Raw genomic sequence first — 20482 nt, 5'->3', positions numbered from 1 at the left:
ACGATCGGGCCCTCATCGGCCCTCATCGGGCCCTACCGGGTGGCGGCCGGGGTCAGCTCAGGTCCAGGGGCCCCGGGTGGACGACGCGGGTGCAGTTGTCCCGGAAGCGCTTGACCAGTTCGCCGTTGGGGCGGTCGCTGCGCTCGACCCACTCCCGGGCGGCCTCGTCACTGGACCCGCCGCTGACCTGCCGGTGGTGCAGCCGCTCCTCGCGCACCCGGTCCTCGGCTTCCACGTACCACAGCTGCGTGAACAGCCCCCGCAGCCGCACCCAGGGCTCGTCGTCGCCGGCGAGGTAGTTGCCCTCGGTCACCACCAGCACGGTGTGCGGCTCCACCACGTGCCGTGCGGCCACCGGTTCGTGCAGGCGGCGGTCGTAGTCCGGGACGTACACGGGGTGCTCCGCCTCGGCCAGCAGGCGCCGCACGAGCGCCACGTAGCCGTGCGCGTCGAAGGTGTCGGGGGCGCCCTTGCGGTCGCGCCGCCCCAGCCGGTCGAGCTGGGCGTTGGACAGGTGGAAGCCGTCCATGGGCAGGTACCCGGCCGCCCCCGCCCCGAGGTGGTCGTTCACCCGGGCCACCAGGTGGCGGGCGAGCGTGGACTTGCCCGCGGCCGGGGCGCCGGTCAGACCGAGGACCGAGCGCCGTCCCGGGCGGGCCGCGGCCTCACGTGCGATCCGGAGGGCTTCGGCGACGAGCGAGTCGGACATGCGACCGAGCCTACGCGCTGGAGCCCGCGGGGCGGGGCCCACGGCCGCGCGGACCCCGCCCTGCTCACGGGGCCCGCGCGGCCGGGCGGGGGTCAGGGCGCGTGGCCGACGAAGGCCAGTGCCTGGCGCAGCAGCACGCCCTGACCGCCGGTCATCTCCTCGATCACCTTCGGGCTGGCCGCCTCCTCCGGGGTGAACCAGATCAGGTCCAGCGCGTCCTGGCGCGGCTGGCAGTCACCGGAGACCGCCACGATGTAGGCCATCGCCACCGCGTGCTGGCGCGGATCGTGGAAGGGCGTGACGCCGGGGGTGGGGAAGTACTCCGCGATGGTGAACGGCTGCGGCGCGGTCGGGATGCGCGGCAGCGCCACCGGTCCCAGATCCTTCTCCAGGTGGCGCAGGAGGGCGTCGCGGACCCGCTCGTGGTAGAGCACCCGGCCCGAGACCACGGAGCGGTTGAAGCTGCCGTCGGGCGCGGCCCGCATCAGCAGGCCGAAGTGGGTCACCTGTCCGGTCTCGTCCACCCGCACGGGCACGGCCTGGACGTAGAGGACCGGCATACGGCCGCGGATGTTCTCCAGTTCCTCGGCGGAGAACCAGCCGGGCTGGGTGTCGGCGGTGTCGGTCATAGGGGTGCGCGGCGGTGCGTCCCGCGACGCGCGCGCGTGGCGCGGCCGGGGTGCGGCCACCGCTCCCTCCCTTCGCTCGGTCGGCGTCCCTGAAGGACCAGTCTCCCGCCCGTGGCGGACGGGAGCACACGATCCCTACTGCCTACCGCACACCGGGGCGCCGCGCACGATGCGGGGGCGCCTCCGAGTGTCCGAGAGGAGAGGGGAGCGCCGGTGTACGGCCCGGACGGTCGGACACGAGCACGATGTCGACCATCGGGGAGATTTCGCTGGGTTTTCGGACCGAAAGCCTCCCTGAACCTCCCTGGAGAGGTTACGATCTCGTACGCGGTTGCGTAGTGGACAGGTTACGTCCGGTGAGAGGTGGTCCCGAGTGGCACGTGAGGCCCGGTTCTCTGCCCAGGAGCGTTCACCCTGTACAGGTGTCACCGTGGTACCCGTCCACGGCGAGGTCGACCTCGCCACGGCCGACCGGATGCGCGATCGGCTCCTGCGAGCGGCGTACGACTCACGGTGCGACTGCCTGGTGGTGGACATGTCCGGGCTGGAGTTCTTCGACGCCAGCGGTGTGCGCGCCCTGGTCTCGGTCGCCAGGATCCTGTGGGCCCAGCAGCGGCACACGGTGCTCGCCGAGCCCTCGCCCATCGCCGACCGCGTCCTGTCGGCGCTGGACATGGGACGGGTCTTCGAGATCTACCCGCTGCTGGAGATGGCGCTGACCCATACCAGCGGCCTGCGCGTGGACGGCGAGCCCATCGCCAACAACGCGGTCCCCGAAGGGTCCTAACCTGCCGAGCCCGGCGCGGCGTCCTCCCCCGTGGGAGGGCGCCGCGCGTCGGGGCCGGCGCTCACTCCGCGGCGGCCGCCTCGCGGGCGCCGCTCCCGCCGTCCTCGCCGTCCTCTCCGCTCCCGCCGTCCTCGCGGACCAGGAAGGGGGCCAACAGCTCCGGCACGGCCGCGTCGGCCCACGCCAGCCCCTGTCCCAGACCCACGTCCTTGGCCGCGTACATGCCCTGGCCCGCGGCGGTCGTGGCCGCCACGTCGGCCAGATCCAGCCGGCGCTGGAACGGCGACCGTGTGATCCGCCAGCCGATCACCGCCGACCGCTGCAGCACCACGGTCTCGCGCGCGGCCATACCGCCGCGCACCACCAGGAAGCGCGGGTGCACCCCGTGGCCGAGCCCCCGGTAGGAGCCCACCGCGTACCAGAACGCCACCACGGCGATCAGCACCGCCAGGAACGCCCAGCCCCAGCTCGGCGTCGTCTCCACGGCGTGCGAGGCCAGCGGCACCGGGATGATCTCCTCCTCGAACCGCCGCACCGCGTCCCACCACGCCTGGGTCGCGAGCGTGTGCAGCCATGCCAGGGCGGCCGAGAGCACCACGCCCAGAAGCGACACGATCGCGGCCCGCGTGAACCGGCGGCGCAGCGCGGCGCGCGGATGCCGGGCCAGGGGCACGTCCAGGGGCGAGTCGTCCTCCTGGACCAGGGCGGCGGCCAGCGCGCGGGCGCGCCCGACCGGCATGGGCGGGGACAGGCGGCTCTTGGCGCTGGTTTTCTCGTCGTCGGCGGCGGCCAGCCCGGTCGCCACGGCCCGCACGTCCGCGCCGCCCACCGACCGCAGCACGAACGGCTGGTGCAGGGTGACGCCGTTGAGGCGCCGCCCCTCCACCGACAGCGACACACTGGTCAGCAGGCCGCGGCGCAGCCGGACCGAACCGTCGACCTCGCGGGTGAGCCGGTAGTTCCACCAGGTCTCGACCGCGATGGCGGTCAGGACCGCCACCCCCGACAACAGCAGGACGAGCAGGGTCACGGGCAGGACGACCAGCAGCCGGCTCATCACCATGGAGGCGAGTTCCTCGGTGGTGGGCAGGCCCACCTGCTCGGACGCCCATTCCCAGGCCCAGCCGCCGGTCTGGGCGTTCAGGCCCAGGACCGCGGCGATGAAACCCAGGCCGATGCCGAGCGTGGCGGTGGTGGCGGGTGCGTAGGCGAACCACGCCCGATTGAGTCGGGCCAACTCGACCTCCCCGGTCTCCTCGTCTCCCTCGGCGGACGGGTCGGCGCCGGCGGTGGCCGCGCCCGTGGCCGGTCCGCGCAGCAGCAGCTCCCGGCGCAGCCGCTCGCCCTGCGCCGCGGTCACGTACAGCAGTTGGAGCTGGTCGGAGCCGCCCTGCTCGCCTGTGCCTACCGTGACCGAGCACAGGTCGAACACGCGCACGTAGATCGGGGCGTTGACGTCCACGCTGCGCACGCGCTCGCGCGGAACGGAGCGGTAGGCCTTGGCGATGACGCCCGAGCGCATCTCCACGCGCTCGGCGGTGACGCGGTACCGGGTGGCGCGCAGGCGCAGCAGGTCCATGGAGGTGAACAGCGCCAGCAGCGCGATCGTGCCGGGTAGGGGGGCCAGCGCCCACCAGGGCTGGGGGGCGGCGAACACGATCGCCACGGTGCCGATGACGGCCGTCGGGATCATGAAGATCCCCGCGACGACCGCGCCGGCCCACACGCTCAGGGGGTGCAGCCCCTGCCAGTCGCCGGCCGGGCCGCTCGGGGGAGCCGGCTCGTCGGCGGGGTCCGCACCGGACACCGGGTCGCCGTCGGGCTCCGTGCCGGTTTCGGGCACGGTCTCGCCGACGGGTTCCTGGCCGCCGTCGGGCTCGGCGTCGGCTCCGGGCTTCTGCTCGGGGTGGGGCGCCCGGTGGTCGTCGGAGACCGTCTCGGGTTCGGACCGGGGCGCCGCCGGGGGAGTGCCGTCCTGGGCCCCGTCCTCGGGGCGGATGTCGTCGGGACCGCTCATGTGGCGTCTCCCTCCGTGGCCTGGGTGGTCTCGGTGAGCTGGTCGGCCACGCGGGTGGCCAGTTCGTGGTCGAGTCCGGAGATCGCGATCGGCCCGGCCGCCGAGGCGGTGGTCACGGTCACGCTCGACAGGCCGAACACGCGCTGGAGCGGGCCGCGCGCGGTGTCGACGGTCTGGATCCGCGACATCGGAGCCACCCGCCACTCCTGCCACAGCCAGCCGCTGGCGGTGTAGACGGCGGTCTCGGTCACCTCCCAGCGGTGGACCCGGTAGCGCCACACCGGCATCGCCACGGTGATCAGCAGTCCGAGACCGCCGATGACGGCGGTGGCCGGGACGAGCCAGGGGCGCGCGGGTTCGAAGAAGACGGCGGGGATCGCGGGCGCCGCGGTCAGGACCACGGTCACGGCCAGTGCGCGGGTGGACCACCACAGGATCGCGCGCCGGTCCACGCGGTAGTGGGGTGGGCGCAGTCGCAGAGCGTCGGTGCTCATCGCGTCCGCCTCTCTTCATCGTCCGGGCCCCGGAAGTGGGCCGCCTCGTAAAAGTGATATCACAATGCTATTGTCGTGTCATCACCACGAGAGGACGGTAGAACCCGATGAACGAACCCGTACCGACCATCGCCCCAGCTCCGAGATACCGGGAGCGCGCCGCTTTCGGCTACGACGGGATTCCGGTGGCCGCGGCCTGTGCGGTGGCGATCCTGGGCGGTGTCGCCCTGGCCGTCTCCCCGATCCTGGACGCCCCCCTGTTCCTCGCCGTGGTGGGCGTCGTGCTCGCCCTCGCCGGCGCGGTCCCGGCCCTGGGGCTGACGATGGTCGCGCCCAACCAGGCCCAGGTCGTGCAGTTCTTCGGCCGCTACGTCGGCACCATCCGCACCGACGGCCTGCGCTGGGTCAACCCCTTCACCGTGCGCAACTCGGTCTCCACGCGCATCCGCAACCACGAGACCTCCGTCATGAAGGTCAACGACGCCTCCGGCAGCCCCATCGAGATCGCCGCGGTCGTGGTCTGGCAGGTCGAGGACACCGCCAGGGCGAGCTTCGAGGTCGACGACTTCGTGGAGTTCGTCTCGATCCAGGCCGAGGCCGCCGTCCGGCGCATCGCGGGCGAGTACCCCTACGACGCCCACGGCGAGGACACGGACATGTCCCTGCGGGACAGCGCCGACGTCATCACGGGCAAGCTCGCCAAGGAGGTCGCCGACCGCGTCGAGGCGGCGGGCGTGGCCATCGTGGAGTGCCGCTTCACCCACCTGGCCTACGCGCCCGAGATCGCCCACGCGATGCTCCAGCGCCAGCAGGCCGGCGCGATGATCGCCGCACGCCAGCAGATCGTGGAGGGCGCCGTGGGCATGGTCGACCGCGCGCTGGCGCGGCTGTCGGACGAGAACGTGGTGGAGCTCGACGAGGAGCGCAAGGCGGCGATGGTGAGCAACCTGCTCGTGGTTCTGTGCTCGGACCGCCCCGCCAGTCCCGTCGTCAACACCGGGACCCTGTACCAGTAGCCCTCGGGGGTGCCAGTGTCCGATCGCAAGAAGGTGCTGCTGCGGCTCGATCCGGCCGTCCACGACGCGCTCGCGCGCTGGGCGGGCCAGGAGCTGCGCAGCACCAACGCCCAGATCGAGTTCCTTCTGCGCCGTGCGTTGGACGAGGCCGGACGGATGCCGAAGGACGCCGGGGGGATTCCTCGACGGGGACGGCCGCGCAAGCGGTCCCCGGACACGGACGAGACCGGCGCCTGACGGTGGCGGGCGACCCGGTGCCGGGCCGCCCGCCACCGTCAGGCTGCGCCGCTACGCCGTGGCCTCGTCGGACCCGCCGATGTTCCCGCGCCAGTCGCCCGCGCCGACCAGCCAGTGCGGGACGACGCGCAAGGGGAAGGGCAGGTCGGTCTTGAAGGCCGTCTGGCCGGAGACGGTGGCCACTTCCCGGTATCGGCCGTCCTCCAGGCAGAGTTCGGTGATGCTCGGCAGGTCGCGGTCGGGATTGATGATCCAGTACGAGCGGATGCCGAACTCCTCGTACTCGCGCCGCTTGGTGTGGTGGTCGCGGATGGCGCTCTCGGGCGAGACCACCTCGACCGCCAGAAGGGGCGGCCTGGTCAGGGGCTCTCCTCGTCGGCGGCGCGGAGTACGGCCAGGTCCGGGGTCCGGTGGTGGGTCCGGTCGCCGTTGACGTTGATGCCCGGGGTGGCGACGACCTCGAACTCCATCGGGGCGAGCGCGTTGAGATGGTAGGTGAGCCGGGACTCGGCGCGACTGTGCAGGAAGACCGGTGCGGGCGACACGTCAAGCCGTCCGTCGACCAGCTCGTAGCGCTGTCCGTCGTCCGGCAGGCGCCTGAGGTCGTCCACGGTCAGCGGGTGGTCCGCTCGCGGGCCGTCTTGCCGGTTGTCATGAGAGTCATGATGCCTCGTCAGCATGATGACCAGGGTTCCGTGACCCTCCGTGGCGGCGGGCGGAGTTCGCATATTCGTGCATATGCGGCGGTCCTCTTCATCTCCAACGGACCGCCTTTTCTCGCGCCCGCGCGGGCAGGGGCGCGAGACGGCGGCTAGAGCAGGGTGGGCAGGAGACGTGCGGTGGCCGGGTCGGCGGGCAGGAACGTCTCGATCCGCAGCTCCGACACCGTGATGTCCACCGGCGTGCCGAAGGTCGCCACGGTCGAGAGCAGCGACAGCTCGCCGAGCTCGTGCCGCAGGCGCAGCGGTACCGCCAGTTCGGCCGGCCCAGTCGCCCCAGGGGCCGGAGCGGGATCGTCGCAGGGGTAGGCGCGCAGCTCGCGCTCCAACGCGGCGAGCTCGGGGTCGCCGGACCACTGCGCCTCGCGGTGCAGCCGGTCGAGCAGGTGCGCGCGCCACTGCCCCAGGTTCGCGATCCTGGGTGCCAGTCCCCGCGGGTGCAGGGCCAGGCGCAGGACGTTGGCCTGCGGGGCCAGCAAGTCCTCGGCCACGCCCGCCATCAGCGGCGCCACCCCCGCGTTGGCCTCCAGCAGGGTCCACCGGCGGTCGACCACCAACGCGGGGAACGGCTCGTGCGCGGTGAGGATCTCCAGTACCGCGCCGCGCAGCGGCTCCATGGAGGGACCCTCCAACGGCGTCTCGGTGTAGGCGGGGGCGTATCCGGCGGCGAGCAGCAGCCGGTTGCGCTCCCGCAGGGGCACGTCCAGGGTCTCGCCCAGCCGCAGGACCATCTCCCGGCTGGGCAGGGACCGGCCGGTCTCCATGTAGCTCAGGTGCCGGGTGGAGATGTCGGCCTCGATCGACAGGTCCAGCTGGCTGATCCGGCGCCGGCGCCGCCACTCCTTGAGCAGGGCGCCGACCGGATGCCGGACGGTGGTGGACAGGTCGTTCACAGGCCTTCCTTGACACTCGTGCGCAGCAGGACGGTCTCGGCCACGGTGAGCGCGAGCACGGCCGCCGCCTGCGCCAGGACGAAGGCCACCCCCAGGCCGCTCGGGGCCATGAGGACCACCACCGCGACCGAGCCCAGCAGCCACACGACGTTGGCGACGATGACGGCCGCCACCCCGGCGAGCGTGACCGCCTGGCGCGAGGACAGCAGCCACACCAGCGCGGCGAACGGCAGCAGGAACAGTCCGGCGGCCAGCAGCAGCTCCGTGGGCAGGCCCAGCGGCCCGGACAGGAAGGTGGATCCCAGGGCCATGGCCAGCCCGGCACCGACGCAGGCGAGGGCGTCGGCGCGCAGGACCAGCCGCAGGGGGCGATCGGGGGCGGCGGTGGCGGTGGGGACGGACACGGTGACCTCCTGTGTGTGCGGCGGTTGCGGGACCCAGACTCACCGACCAGTGGTCGTGCTGTCGATGACCTCTGAGGTCATGCCCGGGGCCTACCCCAGTGCGGCCGCCACGGCCCGGCCCGCGGTACGGCCGGAGAACAGGCAGCCGCCCAGGAACGTGCCCTCCAGGGCGCGGTAGCCGTGCACGCCCCCGCCGCCGAACCCCGCGACCTCGCCTGCCGCGTAGACGCCCGGCAGCGGGGTGCCGTCCGCGCGCAGCACCCGCGCGTCCAGGTCGGTGTGCAGGCCGCCCAGGGTCTTGCGGGTCAGGATGTGCAGGCGCACGGCGATCAGCGGGCCCGAGGCGGGGTCCAGGATCTGGTGCGGCGTCGCCACGCGGGCGAGCCGGTCGCCCCGGTACTTGCGGGCCGCGTGGATGCTCATGACCTGCACGTCCTTGGAGAACGGGTTGACGAGCTCGCGGTCGCGGGCGACCACCTCGCGGGTGACGGTGTCGGCGTCGAGCACGTCGTCGCCCGCCACGGCCTTCATCTTGGCGATGAGCGCGGGCAGCCGGTCGGCGACCACGAAGTCCGCCCCGTGCTCCTTGAACGCCTCCACGGGCCCGGGCGCCCCCGGCAGGACCCGCTTGAGCACCAGCTTGAAGTCCTTGCCCGTCAGGTCCGGGTTCTGTTCCGAGCCCGAGAGCCCGAACTCCTTCTCGATGATCTTCTGCGAGAGCACGAACCACGTGTAGTCGTGCCCGGTGTGCATGATGTGGTCCAGGGTGCCCAGGGTGTCGAATCCGGGAAGGTAGGGCGCGGGCAGCCGCTTGCCGGTCGCGTCCAGCCACAGCGACGAGGGTCCGGGCAGGATGCGGATGCCGTGGCGGGCCCAGATGGGGTTCCAGTTCTGGATGCCCTCGGTGTAGTGCCACATCCGGTCGGGGTTGATGACCTGGCCCCCGGCCTTCTCGGTGATGCCCAGCATCCGGCCGTCGACGTGCTCGGGCACACCGGAGAGCATGTGCTCGGGCGGTGTGCCCAGCCGTGCGGGCCAGTTCTGGCGCACCAGGTCGTGGTTGGCGCCGATCCCGCCGGAGGTGACCACGACGGCCTGCGCGCCCATCTCGAACGCGCCGACGGCGTCCCGGTTGCTGGCCTGGCCGCGCTCGGTGTCGCTGGGCGCCAGCACCGAGCCCCGCACGCCGGTGACGGTCCCGTCGGTGACCACGAGGTCGTCGACCCGGTGCCGGAAGCGCAGCTGCACGAGCCCCCGCTCGACCGCCGCGCGCACCCGGCGCTCGAAGGGCGCCACGACGCCCGGACCGGTGCCCCAGGTGATGTGGAACCGGGGCACGGAGTTGCCGTGCCCGCCGGCCAGGTAGCCGCCCCGCTCGGCCCACATGACGATGGGGAACCACCGCATGCCCATCGCGTGGAGCCAGGCGCGCTTCTCCCCGGAGGCGAAGTCCACGTAGGCCTCGGCCCACTTGCGCGGCCAGGCGTCCTCGGGGCGGTCGAAGGCGGCGGTGCCCATCCAGTCCTGCAGGGCGAGCTCCGGCGAGTCCTTGATCCCCATCCGGCGCTGTTCCGGTGTGTCCACGAACATCAGGCCGCCGAACGACCAGTGCGCCTGGCCGCCCAGGGTGTGCTCGGGCTCCTGGTCCAGCAGCAGGACCCGTTTGCCCGCCTCGGCCAGCTCGGCGGTGGCGGCCAGCCCGGCCAGCCCGGCACCGACGACGATCGCGTCGGCCTGCTCGTTGCTCATGGACCCGTCCCTTCGTGGTGCCCCGCGGGCACGGTGTGCGCGATGGTGACGACTCTGGCCCCGGCACCCTCTTCCGGCAAGACCGGTGTGTGTCGCACGCCATATCCTTTGTCAGCCGGTGACAAGTCGCCGCGTCTTCCCTGCGGTGCACTGACAGCGGGGCAGGGCAGGGCCCGGCCGCCGTCGGTCACGGGGGCGACCGACGGCACGAACGGCCGAGGGCTCAGGCGCCGAAGCGGACCAGTGACCGGCCGCCCTGGCCCTGGCGCATGCGCTCGAAGGCCTCCGGCACCCCTTCGAGGGGGATCTCGTCGGTGATCATCGCGGACAGCTTCAGATCGCCCGCCCGCACCAGCTCGGCCAGGACGGGGATGTCGCGGGCCGGGTCGCTGGACCCGAACACGCATCCGCGCAGCGTGCGCGCCTGGTGGAACAGCTCCAGGGCGTTGAAGCTCACCTCGTCGTCGACCCGGCCCAGGCCCACGACGGTGATGGTGCCCCCGCGCCGGGCGGCCTTCCACGCCGCGCGCACCACCTTGGCCGACCCGACGACCTCGAAGACGTGGTCCGCGCCACGGCCCTCGGTCAGTCCCCGCACCTGCTTGGTGAGCGAGGCGTCGGCCACCAGGAAGTCGGTGGCGCCCAGGGACCGGGCCAGGTCCTCCTTGGCGGGGGAGACGTCCACGGCGATGAGCGGGTCGGCGCCGGCCAGGCGGGCCGACTGCAGCAGGGACAGGCCCACCCCGCCCAGACCCATGACCACGGCGGACTGGCCCCGGCGCAGCTGGGCGGAGTTGTTGACCGCGCCCCACCCGGTGATCACCGCGCAGCCGAGCAGGGCGGCGACCGACGGGTCGATGCCGTCGGGCAGCGGCACGACGGCGTGCTCGGGAACGACCGTGGCCTCGGCGAAGGCGCCGGTGCTCAGCCCCGGGTAAACAGGGGTGCCGTCGGTGAGCTCGGCGTAGGGCGTGAGCATGCCGTCCAGGGCGTGCTCGCACAGGTGCGGCTCGTCCTGGCGGCAGAACCAGCACTCGCGGCACGGGGGCGCCCAGTTGAGGATCACCTGCTGACCCGGCATCACGCTGGTCACGCCCTCACCGACGGACTCGACGGTGCCGGTGCCCTCGTGACCGAGGACCGCGGGCATCTTCTGCGCCAGGGTGCCGTTGGACAGGGACAGGTCGGAGTGGCACACGCCGGCCGCGGCGATGCGCACGCGCACCTGCCCGGGGCCGGGGTCGGGAAGGACCACGTCGCGGATCTGCGGCGGCGCGTCGATCTCGTGGAAGACGGCGGCCTTGACGGTCATGCTCATGAGGGCGCTCCAATCGCGGACTGCGGAGACACTAGCAATACCGACCGGTTGGTACATCGTGCGGGTGGGGCGAGCCGCGCTCCGGGGACCACGGTCTCGGACGGCGGTCCCCAGGGCGGCGTTTCCGCGAATTCGCCGAACACATGGCCATGACTTTGGCGAAATCGCCATCGTGGTCGCCCCGTCCCGCGGGTATCTTCGTCGCGTCCGTGCGGATGTCGCGACGTCGTCCACACCTGTTACCGCCGGGGCCGCGGTCCCGGCGCGTGTCTGGGAGGTTCCATGGCCCGATCAGCGGATGCGGTACGGACCCGGAGGCACTACCTCATGTGCCCGCCCACCTACTTCGCCGTCGAGTACGCGATCAACCCCTGGATGGACCCCGGGGTCGGCGTCGACCGCGCCCGGGCGGTCCGGCAGTGGGAGACCCTGCGCGAGCTCTACACCTCCCTGGGCCACCGCGTCAGCGAGATCACGCCGATCGACGGCCTGCCCGACATGGTCTTCGCCGCCAACGGGGCCCTGGTCGTCGACGGCCGCGTCTACGGGGCCCGCTTCGCCAGCGCCGAGCGCACCCCCGAGGGGCCGGCCTACCTCGAATGGTTCCGCCAGGCCGGGTTCGCCGAGACACGCGAGCCCAAGCACGTCAACGAGGGCGAGGGCGACTTCATCACCCTCGACACGGTCGTCCTGGCCGCGACGGGCTTTCGGACCGAGGCCGCCGCCCACCAGGAGGCCGAACTCTTCCTGGGGCGCCCCGTCATCACCCTCCAGTTGGTCGACCCGCGCTTCTACCACCTGGACACCGCCCTGTTCGCGCTCTCCGGCGACCAGGTCGCCTACTACCCGGGCGCCTTCTCCGCCGGCAGCAGGCGGGTCCTGGCGTCCCTGTTCCCCGACGCCCTGCTGGCCACCGAGGAGGACGCGGCCGTCCTGGGGCTCAACGCGGTCTGCGACGGGACCGACGTCGTCATCGCGGCCGAGGCCACGGCCCTGGCCGCTCGGCTGCGCGACCTGGGCTACCGCGTGCACCCGGTGGAGCTGGACGAGCTGCGCAAGGCGGGCGGCGGGGCCAAGTGCTGCACCCTGGAGATCCGGGACGCACGCGACTGACAATCCACGGGCGCCGGAAACGCACCCGTGTGCGCATCCCGGCCACTAAACGCCCTCGAATGTGGGAAATACCACGCTGGGTCAGGCTGGACTCACTGATAGCCACTGGTCACGCGCATGGCATCGCTCCCGGCCCCGCGGGGCCCGCGGAGGCCCGGGACGATGGCCTCTGGCCAAAAACGCCCCGGCCCCTAGGGTTTGAAGGTGTGAAGACCACACAGCGCCGACTACCGCGTCGGGTCCGGGAACAGCAGATGATCGACGCCGCCGTCACCGCCTTCGCCAAGGGCGACTACCACACGGTACGCGTGGAGGAGATCGCGGAGGCGGCCGGCACGTCCAAGCCCACCGTCTACCACTACCTCGGTTCCAAGGAAGGCCTGTTCACCGCCTGCGTACGCCGAGAGGCCGAACGGCTCACCCAGGCGATCCGCAGGGCCGTCCACGAACCTGACCCCGACGCCGGGGACGACCCCCTGCGCCGCGGGATCCAGGCCTTCTTCACCTATGTCACCGAGAACCGCGAGAGCTGGACGGTCCTGTACCGGCGCGCCGCCGTGCAGGGCGAGCCGTTCGCGGCCGAGGCCACCCGGGTGCGCGAGAGCGTCATGGCCGAGATCGTCGACCTCGTCACCATCTGCACCCGGGGCGCGCACGGCGGCTCCGCCCGGCACGACCGGCGCTGCCCCGACGCCAAGGACGCCCAGCTGATGGCGCGCATCGCGGTCAGCACCGCCGACGCCTTCGCCGACTGGCTCGTGGACCACCCGGAGGAGTCGCCCGACGCCATGGCCGGGCACGTCACCGAACTCGCCTGGTCCCACCTGGGCAGGCACCGGGCCGGCGCCGCCTTGTGACACCGCCGCCGAGGGTCCCCGCCCGTCCCCGTGCCCTCGGGCACGGGGACGACCCGAGCGGTGACCGGCGCCCCCGTCAGCCCAGCGAGCTCATGACGTGCTTGACGCGCGTGTAGTCCTCCAGGCTGTAGGCCGACAGGTCCTTGCCGTACCCCGAGTGCTTGAACCCGCCGTGCGGCATCTCCGAGGTCAGCTCACCGTGGGAGTTGACCCAGACCGCGCCGAAGTCCAGCTCCGCGCTCACGCGCATCGCCCGCGCGTGGTCGGCCGTCCACACCGAGGACGCCAGTCCCTGGTCGACGCCGTTGGCCAGGTCCACGGCCTCGGCCTCGTCGGTGAACCGCTGCACCGTCACGACCGGCCCGAAGACCTCCTCGCGCACGATCTCGTCGTCGGCGCGCAGGTCCGAGACCACCGTGGGCGCCAGGAAGAACCCGTGCTCGCCCACCCGGTGCCCTCCGGTCCGCACCACCGCGTGCGCGGGCAGCCGCTCCAGCAGCCCCGTCACGCGCGCGAACTGGTCGGCGTTGTTGAGCGGACCGAAGTCGCCGTTCTCCTCGCTGGGCAGCCCGGTCGTCTGCTCCGCGGCCAGGCGCGCCAGCTCCGCCACGAACGCGTCGTGCACGCCCTCCTGCACCAGCACCCGCGTGGCCGCGGTGCAGTCCTGGCCGGCGTTGAGGAAGCCCCCGGCCACCACGCCCGCGGCGGTCGCCGCCACGTCGGCGTCGTCGAAGACCAGCACCGGCGCGTTGCCGCCCAGCTCCAGGTGCAGGCGCTTGAGGTCGGCCGAGGCCGCCCGGGCCACCTGCACGCCCGCCCGGGTGGACCCGGTGATCGAGACCAGGCGCGCGGCCGGGTGCTCCACCAGCAGACGGCCGGTGTCGCGGTCGCCCACCACCGTGGACAGCACGCCGGCGGGCAGGACCCGCGCGGCGATCTCGGCGAGCATGACCGTCGTGGTCGGCGTGGTCTCGGCGGGCTTGAGCACCACCGTGTTGCCCGCGGCCAGCGCCGGACCGATCTTCCACACCGCCATCATCAGCGGGTAGTTCCACGGCGTCACGCCCACGCACACGCCCACCGGCTCGCGGCGGATCCACGAGGTGTGCCCGCCCATGTACTCGGCGGCGGCCCGGCCCTCCAGGTGGCGCGCGGCCCCCGCGAAGAAGCGCAGGGTGTCCACACAGAAGGGGATCTCCTCCTCCAGCATGGACGCCCGCGGCTTGCCGGTCTCGCCGCACTCGGCGTCGGCGAACTCCTCCGCCCGCTCGGCCAGGGCGTCGGCCAGGGCCAGCAGCACCTCCTGGCGGCGGCCCGGGGTGGCCTCGCGGCGCCAGCTCCGGAAGGCGCGGGCGGCGGCGGTCATGGCCGACTCCACCTCGGGCCGCCCGCAGATCCCCGCCCGGCCGCTCACCTTGCCGGTGACCGGGTCCACCAGATCCAGGGCCCTGTCCCCCTCGGGCACGACGGGGGCGCCGCCGATGAAGCTCGGCAGGGTCTCGAACGTGTGCGTACGCATGATCTCTCGTCTCGTCGGTGGGTGTGGGACGTGCGGGTCAGCGCGCCGCGGGGACGTGCTCGTGTTCGTCGACGCTCTCGGCCGAGGGGACCCAACGCGGACCCTGCGGACCGAAGACCTCCCGGGGCTCCGGGAAGACGGTGACGGCGACGGGGTAGACGACCGCGGCGGTCAGCAGCGCCGCGGGCAGACTCAGGTCGATGCCGCCGGCCAGGTTCCCCAGGGGGCCGACGAGCATCGGGGTGTTGGCGAACAGCAGGCCGGCCACGGCGGCCAGCGCCCACGCCGCCGCGGCCCGCCAGTTGACGCCGCGGGTGAACCAGTAGGCGCCGCCGCGGCGGCCCTCGTTGAACACCTGCAGGTCATCGACGAGGTAGTGGCCGCGCCGGAACACGTACCCCAGCATCATCACGACCATCCACGGCGAGGTGAGCAGCACGATGAGGATGGCGAAGGCGTTGATGGTCTCGACGATGTCGAACAGGAACGTGCCCACGAAGATCAGCACCAGGGCCAGCGACCCCACCACCACCGTGCCCTGCACGCGGTTCAGCCGCGGCACCAGGGAGGAGAAGTCCAGCCCCGTGCCGTACAGCGCGGTCGTGCCCGTGGACAGGCCGCCGATCAGCGCCACCAGCAGCAGCGGCAGGGCGTACCAGAGCGGCGAGGCCACGGCCAGGCCCGCGACGTAGTCGCCCGGGTCGGCCACCAGCGTGGCGGTGGCGAGGCCGAAGCCGAACGGCAGCAGCGTGGCGACCTGGGCCAGGAACGGGGCGGCCAGCAACGACCGGGTGGACCAGGTGGCCGGGATGTACCGGGCCCAGTCGCCCAGGAACCCGCCGAAGGACACCGGGTTGGACATGATGGTGAGCACCGCGAGCACCCACGTCGGCCAGAAGCCGCCCAGCAGGTAGTCCCCGGTCCCGGCGAAGGAGGGGTCGAAGGAACCGCCGTAGGCCACGGCACCCAGCAGCATCAGCGCGCTGCCCGCCACCACGGCGACCTTGTTGATGAGCAGCATGAACTGGTAGCCGTACACGCACACGGCGAAGACCGCCAGGGCGATCACTCCGTAGGCGGCGGCCCGCAGCCCCTGGCCGCCCTCGAACCCGAAGCGCGTCGCCGCGCCCACGATCGCGTCACCGCTCACCCACACCGAGATGGAGAAGAACGTGACGGCGGTGAGCAGCGACAGCAGCGAGCCCAGGGACCGCCCCACCACACCGAAGTGCGCCCCGGAGGAGACCGCGTTGTTGGTGCGCGTGCGCGGGCCGAACAGCGCCATGGGCGCCAGGATGAGCGCGCCCAGCAGCATGCCCACCACTGTGGCCGCCGCCGCGGCGGCGAAGCTCAGCCCGTAGGCGATCGGCAGGGTGCCCAGGATGATGGTGGCGAAGGTGTTGGCGCCCCCGAAGGTGAGCCGGAACAGGTCGAAGGGGCGCGAGGTCTGCGCCCGGACCGGGATCGGCGCGACGCCGAAGGCCTCCACCTCGGTCACGCGCTGCGGTGCGCCCGCGGCGGTGGTCGGCGTCTGGTCGTGCGTGGACACGGAGGTCCTCCTGAAGGGCGTGCCCCTGGGCGGGGGATCGGGGACGGCCGGCGCCGGCGGCGCCGACCGGGGTCTCAAGCGGTGTGGGTGGGGGCGAACAGTCCCAGCACCATGGGCAGGACGACCACGTGCGGGCCGGGCGCGGCCAGCGCGGCCGCCAGGTCCTCGCGCAGCCGCTCGGGTGTGGTCAGGGTCGAGCGCACCCCGAACGCGGCGGCCAGGGCGGGAAAGTCCGGGCGCTCCAGCTCGGTGTGGACGGCCTCCCCGAACGCCTCTTCCATGTACTCGCGCAGGATGCCGTAGCCGCCGTCGTCGACGATCAGCCACGTCACGTCCAGGTCGTGCTGGCGGGCGGTGGCCAGTTCCGCGATCGAGTACATCGCGCCGCCGTCACCGGACACGGCCAGCACCGGCCCGCCGCCCGCGGCCGCCGCGCCCAGGGCGGCGGGCAGCGCGTAGCCGAGGCCGCCCGCGCCCTGCGCGGAGAACATCGGCCCCCGACGCGGCTCCCACGCCGACCACGCCCAGTAGGCGAGCATCGTCATGTCCCAGCAGCTGGGCGCGTCGTCGGGCAGCGCCGCGCGCACGGCCGCCAGCACGGCGCGCTCGGCGGCCAGGTCCTGGGCGTCCAGGCGGGCGGCCACCGCGGCCCTGACCCGGGCCACCTCCGCGGCCGCGGTCGGATCGGCCGGGCGGCGCGTGACCCGCTCGGCCAGCGCGGCCAGGACCAGGGCGGCGTCGCCGTGCACGCCCAGCGCCGGGACGTTGGCCTCCAGCTTGCCCAGATCCGCCTCGACCTGGATCACCCGGCCCCGCGGGGCGAGGGTGTGGTAGTTGCTGGACAGCTCGCCCAGCCCCGAACCGGCCACCAAGAGCACGTCGGCGCTCTGGAGGTAGTCCGTGGTGTGCCGGTCCTCCAGCCACGACCGCAGCGACAGCGGGTACTCCCACGGGAAGGCGTCCTTGGCGCCGAACGTGGTCGCCACCGGCGCCTGGAGGGCCTCGGCCAGCTCCAGCAGCGCCCGCTGCCCGCCCGCGCGGCTCACCCCGCCCCCGGCCAGCACGACCGGGCGCCGGGCGCCGTCCAACAGGCGGGCGGCCTCGGCCACCAGCTCCGCGCGCGGCTCCAGCGGTACGGGGGAGCCGTCCACGTCCGCCACCGGCGGTACCGCCGTCGGCTCCAGCAGCACGTCCTGCGGGATCTCCACCAGCACCGGACCGGCCGGGGCCGCGGCCGCGGCCCGCCAGGCCTCGGCCAGCGCCGAGGGGATCTGCGAGGTGTGCCGCACCGTGAACACCGACTTGGTGACGGCCGCGAAGGCCGCCGACTGCTCGGGCAGCTCGTGCAGGAAGCCGCGGCGGGCGCCGCCCAGCCCGGCACGGGGGATCTGGCTGCTGATCACCAGCACCGGTGCGCTGGAGGCCATGGACTCCTGCAGGGACGACAGCGTCAGGAGCGCACCGGGCCCGGTGGAGACCAGGAGCGGGGTCACACGCCCGGTCCGCCGGGCGTGGCCGTCGGCGGCGAAGGCGGCGTTGTTCTCCACCCGGGCGGAGACCAGCTCCAGCTCCGGTGAGCGCCGCAGGGCGTCGAACAGCCCCAGCGCGTGCTGGCCCGGGATGCCGAAGGCCGTACGGGCGCCCAGCGCCGTCAGGGTCTCGGCGACCAGGTCACCACCGGTGCGCGGTGCGTCCACGGGTTCAGTCCCCCAGGCCGTGGTTCAGGGCCAGGACGCTGACGAGGTCGTAGGCCACGTGCGAGGCGGCGGTCGCGGTGATCTGCGCGTGGTCGTAGGCCGGGGCGACCTCCACCACGTCCGCGCCCACGAGGTTGCAGGTCGAGAGGCCGCGCAGGATCTCCAGGAGCTCGCGGCTGGTCAGACCGCCCGCCTCGGGGGTGCCGGTGCCCGGGGCGTGGGCCGGGTCCAGGACGTCGATGTCCACGGAGACGTACAGCGGTCGGCGGCCCACGCGCTGGCGCAGGGCGTCGGAGATCTCGTCCACGCCCTTGCGCATGACGTCGGCGGCGGTGACGATGCCGAACCCGAAGCGGCGGTCCTCCTCCAGGTCGCGCTTGCCGTAGAGCGGGCCGCGGGTGCCCACGTGCGCGATCGCCTCGGTGTCGAGGATGCCCTCCTCGACGGCGCGGCGGAACGGGGTGCCGTGCGTGTAGGGCTCACCGAAGTAGGTGTCCCAGGTGTCCAGGTGGGCGTCGAAGTGGACCATGGCGATGGGGCCGTGCCGCCGGTACAGCGAGCGCAGCAGCGGCAGCGCGATCGTGTGGTCGCCGCCCAGGGTGACCAGCTTGGTCCCGGCCCGCACGAACTCCGAGGCCGCCTGGTCGACGGTCTCGACGGCGTCGCCGATGGAGAACGGGTTGACCGCGATGTCGCCGCCGTCGACCACCTGCGCGGAGGCGAACGGGGACACGTCCAGGCCCGGGTGGTAGGGACGCAGCAGGCGGCTGGCCTCACGGATGGCCGAGGGGCCGAAACGGGCTCCGGGCCGGTAGGACACACCGGTGTCGAAGGGCACGCCGACCACGGCGATGTCGGCCTTGTCGACCTGGTCGATGCGCGGCAGCCGCGCGTAGGTCGCCGGTCCGGCGAAGCGCGGGACGAGGCTGGAGTCGGTGGGTCCGATCGGTGCGGTCATCGGTGGTGCTCCCTGTCGGTGCGTCGGTGGACGTCGTCGTCGTGGTCGGATGCGGTCGCTGGGAGGTGGGCGGGCAGGGGCCGGCGCCGTCGCCGGCGGTGTGAACGGCGACGAAGTCGGCGCAGGTCACACGGACTGTCGTCAGGTTAGGGACCGATTACACTCCTCTCCAGTGGATGAACCGCACCGAATCCGGAGCGGGTGTGGACGAACCATCCAGAATCTGCGGTCCGCGCACCCGTGGACGCAACACCGGCGACACACGTCCGCGCCCCGGCGCGGGGAAGGACCGCGCCATGGCCGACACCGCGTCCCGCGACCAGGCGTACTCCGTGCCCCTGAGCACCGTGGTGGGCCGCCGCGACCTCGACCTGGCCACCGTCGTGGCGGCGGGCGATCCCGGCGTGGGCTGGGCGGTGGTCAGCGAGCTCGAGGACCCGGCCGTCTACCTGCGCGGCGGCGAACTCCTGCTCACCGCCGGCGTCAACCTCCCCGGCACCGCCGCGGCCCTGCGCGCCTATGTCGCCTCCCTGGTCGGCGCGGGCGTCAGCGCCGTCGGCTTCGGCGTGACCCCCGTGCACGACACCGTGCCCGTCGGCCTGATCGAGCAGTGCCACCTCCAGGGGCTCCCGCTGGTGGAGGTACCCAGGCCCACACCGTTCACGGCCGTCAGCCAGGCGGTGGGCGAGGAACTGGAGGAGCGCCGCCTGCGCGACCTGCGCCGCCTCGGCGAGGCCCACCAGGCGCTGGCCCGCGCGGTCTCGGACCCCGACCCCGTCGCACGGGTGCTGCGCGTGCTGGCCGACTCCCTCGCCGGCTGGGCCGCCCTCGCCGGCCCCGACACCCTCCAGCGCACCCCGTCCGCTCCCGCCGACCTGTCCGGCCTGTCCGCACTGCTCGGCAAGCTCACCTCCGCGCGCGGCCCGCGCAGCGCCAAGGCCCGCTCCGGGGACGACGAGGTCTTCCTGCACACGGTCGGCACACCGCCCGAGGACCACGGTGTGGTCCTGGTGGGGCGGCCCGAGCCGCTGGGCATCACCGACCGCGCGGTCCTGCGCACGGCCACCGCCCTGCTCGACCTCCTGGCACGCACGTCCCACGAGGCCCCGCCCGTCCCCGGACGCCTGCTCACCGGCCTGCTCCTCGACGGCGGAATCGGCCACGCCACCGAACCCCTCCTGGCCGAACTCACCCACGCCGACCCCGGCGGCGCCGCCTACCGGGTGCTGCGGGCGCACGCGCGGGCGGGACGGCACACCGCCCCGGTGGCGCTGCCCCTGGGCACACCGGTGCTGGACCACACGGCGGACGCGGGGGGCGAGCACCTGCGGGCGGTGCTCGCCGACCGCGGGGAGGACGCCCACCGGGACCAGCTCCAGGAACTGCGCCCGCACGGCTGGACCGGCGCGCTCAGCGCGCCGATGCCGCCCTCCGGCCTGGCCGAGGCCGACCGCCAGGCCGCCGCCCTCCTGGCCCGCGCCCGCGCCACCGGCGCGCCGATGGTGTGGGGCTCCGGCACCGACCCCTTCGACACCCTCCTGGACCCGGAGGGCGTCGACGACCTGGTGCGCCGCGTGCTCGGTCCGCTGGCGCAGGAGACCGACACCGCGCGCACCCTGCGCCGCACCCTGCGGGCCTGGCTCACCCGGCACGGCAACTGGGACCGCGCCGCCGCCGACCTGGGCACCCACCGCAACAGCGTCCGCTACCGGATCGGCCGGATCGAACGCGACCTGGACGTGGACCTGGCCGACGCCGAGCAGCGCATGCGCCTGTGGTTCGCGCTCTCCCGCCGGCGTCCGTGAACGTGCCCGTGC

Annotated in this window: 18 protein-coding genes and 1 pseudogene; 6 read left to right on the top strand and 13 right to left on the bottom strand. The window is 73.5% G+C overall.

Annotation, left to right across the window (positions count from 1 at the left end):
• Positions 1-52: 52 nt before the first annotated feature.
• On the bottom strand, positions 53-709 hold the full coding sequence (locus DFP74_RS23325) for a nucleoside/nucleotide kinase family protein (protein WP_121184744.1): 657 nt from the start codon (positions 707-709) through the stop codon (positions 53-55).
• Between the two features lie 92 nt (positions 710-801).
• Positions 802-1338, bottom strand: a complete 537-nt coding sequence (locus DFP74_RS23320) for an NUDIX hydrolase family protein (protein ID WP_121184742.1) — start codon at positions 1336-1338, stop codon at positions 802-804.
• A 373-nt stretch (positions 1339-1711) separates the two neighbouring features.
• Here DFP74_RS23320 and DFP74_RS23315 point away from each other — a divergent pair, with 373 nt between their 5' ends.
• Entirely contained in the window at positions 1712-2125 is a 414-nt protein-coding gene (locus tag DFP74_RS23315) for an STAS domain-containing protein (protein ID WP_121184740.1), read from the top strand.
• 61 nt (positions 2126-2186) lie between these two features.
• Here the strand turns inward: DFP74_RS23315 and DFP74_RS23310 are convergent, their stop codons facing one another.
• The gene (locus DFP74_RS23310; protein WP_121184738.1) at positions 2187-4142 is read right to left on the bottom strand and encodes a PH domain-containing protein; all 1956 of its coding nucleotides are present in this window, start codon (positions 4140-4142) and stop codon (positions 2187-2189) included.
• On the bottom strand, positions 4139-4636 hold the full coding sequence (locus tag DFP74_RS23305; protein ID WP_121184736.1) for a PH domain-containing protein: 498 nt from the start codon (positions 4634-4636) through the stop codon (positions 4139-4141). The genes DFP74_RS23310 and DFP74_RS23305 overlap by 4 nt, the downstream gene beginning before the upstream one ends.
• Before the next feature lie 107 nt (positions 4637-4743).
• On the opposite strand from DFP74_RS23305, the gene DFP74_RS23300 reads away from it, so the two are divergent.
• Together DFP74_RS23300 and DFP74_RS23295 are read left to right on the top strand one after the other, a co-directional pair.
• The gene (locus DFP74_RS23300) at positions 4744-5652 is read left to right on the top strand and encodes an SPFH domain-containing protein (RefSeq protein ID WP_121184734.1); all 909 of its coding nucleotides are present in this window, start codon (positions 4744-4746) and stop codon (positions 5650-5652) included.
• A 15-nt stretch (positions 5653-5667) separates the two neighbouring features.
• Positions 5668-5889: a hypothetical protein gene (locus DFP74_RS23295; protein ID WP_121184732.1), complete on the top strand. Its 222-nt coding sequence runs from the start codon at positions 5668-5670 to the stop codon at positions 5887-5889.
• A gap of 51 nt (positions 5890-5940) precedes the next feature.
• Here DFP74_RS23295 and DFP74_RS23290 read toward each other — a convergent pair.
• The 5 genes and pseudogenes from DFP74_RS23290 to DFP74_RS23270 all read right to left on the bottom strand — a co-directional run bounded on the left by DFP74_RS23290 (position 5941) and on the right by DFP74_RS23270 (position 10972).
• Positions 5941-6569, bottom strand: a pseudogene (locus DFP74_RS23290) (Uma2 family endonuclease).
• Between the two features lie 131 nt (positions 6570-6700).
• Complete coding sequence (locus DFP74_RS23285; protein WP_233571119.1) at positions 6701-7501, bottom strand: helix-turn-helix domain-containing protein; 801 nt, start codon at positions 7499-7501, stop codon at positions 6701-6703.
• Positions 7498-7905 carry a hypothetical protein gene (locus DFP74_RS23280; protein WP_121184730.1) on the bottom strand — a complete coding sequence of 136 codons (408 nt, stop codon included), beginning with the start codon at positions 7903-7905 and terminating at the stop codon, positions 7498-7500. Before DFP74_RS23280 ends, DFP74_RS23285 begins: the two co-directional genes overlap by 4 nt.
• A gap of 90 nt (positions 7906-7995) precedes the next feature.
• The gene (locus DFP74_RS23275; RefSeq protein ID WP_121184728.1) at positions 7996-9654 is read right to left on the bottom strand and encodes an FAD-binding dehydrogenase; all 1659 of its coding nucleotides are present in this window, start codon (positions 9652-9654) and stop codon (positions 7996-7998) included.
• A gap of 223 nt (positions 9655-9877) precedes the next feature.
• On the bottom strand, positions 9878-10972 hold the full coding sequence (locus DFP74_RS23270) for a Zn-dependent alcohol dehydrogenase (protein WP_121184726.1): 1095 nt from the start codon (positions 10970-10972) through the stop codon (positions 9878-9880).
• A 282-nt stretch (positions 10973-11254) separates the two neighbouring features.
• On the opposite strand from DFP74_RS23270, the gene ddaH reads away from it, so the two are divergent.
• Both ddaH and DFP74_RS23260 read left to right on the top strand, forming a co-directional pair.
• A complete protein-coding gene (gene ddaH, locus DFP74_RS23265) occupies positions 11255-12085 on the top strand; it encodes a dimethylargininase (protein ID WP_121184724.1) in 831 nt (276 codons plus the stop codon).
• 206 nt (positions 12086-12291) lie between these two features.
• Positions 12292-12942, top strand: coding sequence for a TetR/AcrR family transcriptional regulator (locus DFP74_RS23260; RefSeq protein WP_199725759.1), 651 nt, complete (start codon positions 12292-12294; stop codon positions 12940-12942).
• A gap of 76 nt (positions 12943-13018) precedes the next feature.
• On the opposite strand, the gene DFP74_RS23255 is transcribed toward DFP74_RS23260, so the two are convergent.
• From DFP74_RS23255 to speB, 4 genes are all read right to left on the bottom strand, one after another.
• Positions 13019-14461, bottom strand: coding sequence for an aminobutyraldehyde dehydrogenase (locus DFP74_RS23255; RefSeq protein ID WP_121184720.1), 1443 nt, complete (start codon positions 14459-14461; stop codon positions 13019-13021).
• Positions 14462-14498: 37 nt separating this feature from the next.
• Positions 14499-16010, bottom strand: a complete 1512-nt coding sequence (locus DFP74_RS23250) for a cytosine permease (protein WP_121184718.1) — start codon at positions 16008-16010, stop codon at positions 14499-14501.
• 74 nt (positions 16011-16084) lie between these two features.
• Complete coding sequence (locus tag DFP74_RS23245; RefSeq protein ID WP_121184716.1) at positions 16085-17707, bottom strand: thiamine pyrophosphate-binding protein; 1623 nt, start codon at positions 17705-17707, stop codon at positions 16085-16087.
• A 4-nt stretch (positions 17708-17711) separates the two neighbouring features.
• Positions 17712-18665: an agmatinase gene (gene speB, locus DFP74_RS23240; protein ID WP_121184714.1), complete on the bottom strand. Its 954-nt coding sequence runs from the start codon at positions 18663-18665 to the stop codon at positions 17712-17714.
• Between the two features lie 296 nt (positions 18666-18961).
• Between speB and DFP74_RS23235 the strand changes: the two genes are divergently transcribed.
• The gene (locus DFP74_RS23235; protein ID WP_121184713.1) at positions 18962-20470 is read left to right on the top strand and encodes a PucR family transcriptional regulator; all 1509 of its coding nucleotides are present in this window, start codon (positions 18962-18964) and stop codon (positions 20468-20470) included.
• Positions 20471-20482 lie beyond the last annotated feature (12 nt).

It is taken from the genome of Nocardiopsis sp. Huas11 (assembly GCF_003634495.1).
Lineage (GTDB): Bacteria > Actinomycetota > Actinomycetes > Streptosporangiales > Streptosporangiaceae > Nocardiopsis.
Note: the sequence above shows the minus strand (reverse complement) of the source record. Positions and strands in the feature narration are given on the sequence as shown.